A 3,420-nucleotide genomic window follows, 5' to 3' on the forward strand; every position below is an offset into this window, starting at 1 on the left:
TTATTAAATTGTCAATATTTAAATAGAAAAAAATCCTTTAAATTTATTATTAAATATAATATTTAATTTAAAATAAATAAGTTTTTCTAAAAAAATATTAGAATAAAAAATATATTAAAATAAAAAATATCTTAAAATAAAAAAAATATTAATAATAAATAAATACTAAAAACATTAAATTATAAAATATATAAATGATATTTGAATTTGTCTAGTGAGGAAGTTTTGGTATAAACTAGACATTTTTAAATGCTTGGTTCAAATTATTAAATTCATTTGAAAAAAAAATGAAGGAATGAAAAATATGGCAAAAAGATATCTTTATAATTCTGCCCCTAAACCTGTTAAATTAACAAAAGATGAGAAAATAAAAATAAATGCTATTGTTAAAGAAGAAATAGAAAAAAATGAAAAATTAAAAAAAGATGTTGCTCGTATTAATATAAAAGCAGGTCGTGTTTATTTTTATTTTTGGGATGAAATTGATGAGGATAGGAAATATATAGTCCCAATAATTGATGAAAAGTATATCGAATATATGTATGGACGTATAACAATTTTTGATAAAGAATTAAAAAATTGTACTTTAGATTGGCAAAGACATAATAACCAATGGATGCAACTAGGCGATGGATCTTTAGTTAGTTGTATTAATCAAATGGAAAAAAATTCATGGTTTCATACATAATTAATGAGAGGGATTTATGATGAGCGAAAAAATAGAAAAAACAATAAAAAGACTAAATAAACTAATAAAGGCAGGAAATTCTGCTAAAGCATTGAAAACAGGAAATAAATTCTTAAAAAAATACCCTGATAATTTAGATTTTGTTCTGATTAAATCAAAGATCTTATTTAATTTAGAAAAATATGAAGAGTTATATGAATTTTTAAATAGATATGATGAAGACATTTATGAAAATCTTGAACTTGTTAAATTAAAAACAAAATTATTACAACATTTTCAACTTATGGATGAGATAGTTAAGTTTGTTAACAAATCTTTAATTTATTATCCTGATGATTTGGAATTAAGGAATATAAATATAGACACTGTAGGAAACTATGTTGAAATAGAAGATGAAGCACTTTTACAAGAAATAGTTAAAGTAAATCCTAATAATTCTGAAGGCTATATCTCTTTAGCTTATGTATATATAAACTACGGTAGAGAAGATTGCTCTAAATATGATCAAGCTATCGGCTACTTTGATAGAGCTATTGAACTTCAAAAATCAGATCCATATTATGATAATGAGCCAACATGGCTTTACATTGATAAAGGTGATGCTTTGATTGAATCAAAAAAATATCAAGAGGCAATATCAACATTTGACTTAATTCCTGATGAAGATATAAATGCTGAAATTAAAATTAGACAAAAAGCCATTATTTATCGCAAAATTGGAGATTATGATAAAGCTTTAAAGCTTATTGACCTTGCTATTGAAAAAGATGAAGATGATGATTCTTATTTAAAAGAAATTAAAGGAACCATTTATTTATGTATGGAAGACTATGATTCTGCAATAGAATATTTTAATCAATCATCAGCAAAAGGTTGGGATGCTTCATACTATATTGCATTAGCTTTAAAAGGAAAAAAAGAATATGATAAAGCTATTGAATTTTTAAATAAAATTAAACATAATGAGTATTTACTTAAAAATGGTAAAACAGACTTTGAATATGAAAAAGCTCAAAAATTAATTAAAACAATAAATGATTTAATATAATGATTTACTCTTACTTTCAATGTTTGAAATTTTTATTATAAATTCTAGTTCTATAATATTGTTAAGACAATTTAATTATAAATGTTTATATGCTTTAAATTATATATTATAACAATATGAAACATAGAAAGTTAGAACTCAGAAAAAATGATTATAATTGCTTAAAAAAGATGGTTAAAAAAGAAAAAGAAATAAATAGGGCTAGAATTCTTTTATTGCTCAATAAAGATAAAAAAATAGAAGATATTGCTGATATTTTAGATATTGGTGTAAGCACTATTGCTAAAATTAAAAAAAGATACTTAGATGAAGGATTAGAATCTGCTTTAAATGATAAACCTCGTTCTGGTCAGCCAAAAAAATATGATGTTGAAAAAGAAACTGAAATAATAGCATTGGCATGTACTGATCCTCCAAAAGGACATAAAAGATGGAGTATTAGACTTTTAGCTGAAACTCTTCGTGAAAAAGAAGGTTTTGAAACACTGACTCGTGAATCTGTTCGAATCATTTTAAAAAAAACTCAACTAAGCCTTGGCTGAAAAAAATGTGGTGCATAAAAGAAATTGACGATGAATATCGAAAACGAATGTATACTATTTTAAAACTCTATTCTAAAGATTATGATCCTAAATATCCGATAATTTGTTTTGATGAGAAGCATAAGCATTTAACAGGAGATATTGTGGATAAAATTCCGATGAAACCTGGAAGTCCTGAAAAATATGATTATCAGTACAGTAGAAATGGAACAGCCAATATTTTTGTCGCCGTTGACTTTAAAGGCGGAAAAAGAGACATAACAGTTACAGACAGAAGAACTAAAGCAGATTTTGCTAATTACATCAAATATTTAGTTAATGATGTGTATTCTGATGCTAAACATCAGCGAATTGTTATGTATAACTTAAATACCCACACTTATCTTTCTATTCTTGAAAATTTTGAATATAAAGAAGCCATAGAGTTGATAAGCAAAATAACTTTTTATTACACTCCAAAACATGCCAGTTGGCTTAATATTGCCGAAATTGAAATTAATGTAATGGATACACAATGCACTGGAAGAAAAATAAGTAACAAAAACTTACTAATTAAAGAAACTACAGCTTATCAGAACTACAGAAATGAAAATAAATGTAAAATAAACTGGAATTTCACTAAAAAAAATGCTGATAAAAAATTATCAAAATACTATACTTAAATAAAAAAATATGAAAATTAAATTGTCTTAACAATATATTACTTAAATTTTACAACTGTTGGGTATGTATTCTATTATCCAATTTTTAAAAAGGGTTTATCGTCAATGATTTCATGAAAAATGTTTTTAAATAGATTTTTAAGCTCTGTTGTATCTTTAAAATAGATTTAAATGTGTTATAAAAATAATTTTTCAGAAAACTCATTAATTTCAAGTATCAAGCATGATAAATATGATCCCATTTTATTATAATAATTATATTATTCATACTAATGAGAATTTCTATAAACTCCAATAAAAATATTTTTTTATTATTTGTGTTTTTTTTACGAATTTATTTTATTTGTGTGCTATTTAAATTGGCATAGAAAGGTTTATATATGATAATATACATATTTAATAGTATGTATAACTTGAATAATTATTTTATAAATAAACAGTATGCAAAAGTTGAAGAATTAGGTGATCGTTTGGCTGATA

2 protein-coding genes and 1 pseudogene are annotated in these 3,420 nt (G+C 23.8%); all 3 read left to right on the plus strand.

From position 1 onward, the window contains the following. The first annotated feature begins 295 nt into the window (after positions 1-295). The 3 genes and pseudogenes from MBCUR_RS01525 (at position 296) to MBCUR_RS09985 (ending at position 2,940) form a co-directional block, all read left to right on the plus strand. The gene (locus MBCUR_RS01525) at positions 296-688 is read left to right on the plus strand and encodes a hypothetical protein (protein WP_157077521.1); all 393 of its coding nucleotides are present in this window, start codon (positions 296-298) and stop codon (positions 686-688) included. 19 nt (positions 689-707) lie between these two features. Next, on the plus strand, positions 708-1,736 hold the full coding sequence (locus MBCUR_RS01530; RefSeq protein WP_169805775.1) for a tetratricopeptide repeat protein: 1,029 nt from the start codon (positions 708-710) through the stop codon (positions 1,734-1,736). 116 nt (positions 1,737-1,852) lie between these two features. Further along, a pseudogene (locus MBCUR_RS09985) lies at positions 1,853-2,940 on the plus strand (IS630 family transposase). Positions 2,941-3,420: the final 480 nt, after the last annotated feature.

It is taken from the genome of Methanobrevibacter curvatus (assembly GCF_001639295.1).
In the GTDB taxonomy this organism is placed as follows: domain Archaea; phylum Methanobacteriota; class Methanobacteria; order Methanobacteriales; family Methanobacteriaceae; genus Methanoflexus; species Methanoflexus curvatus.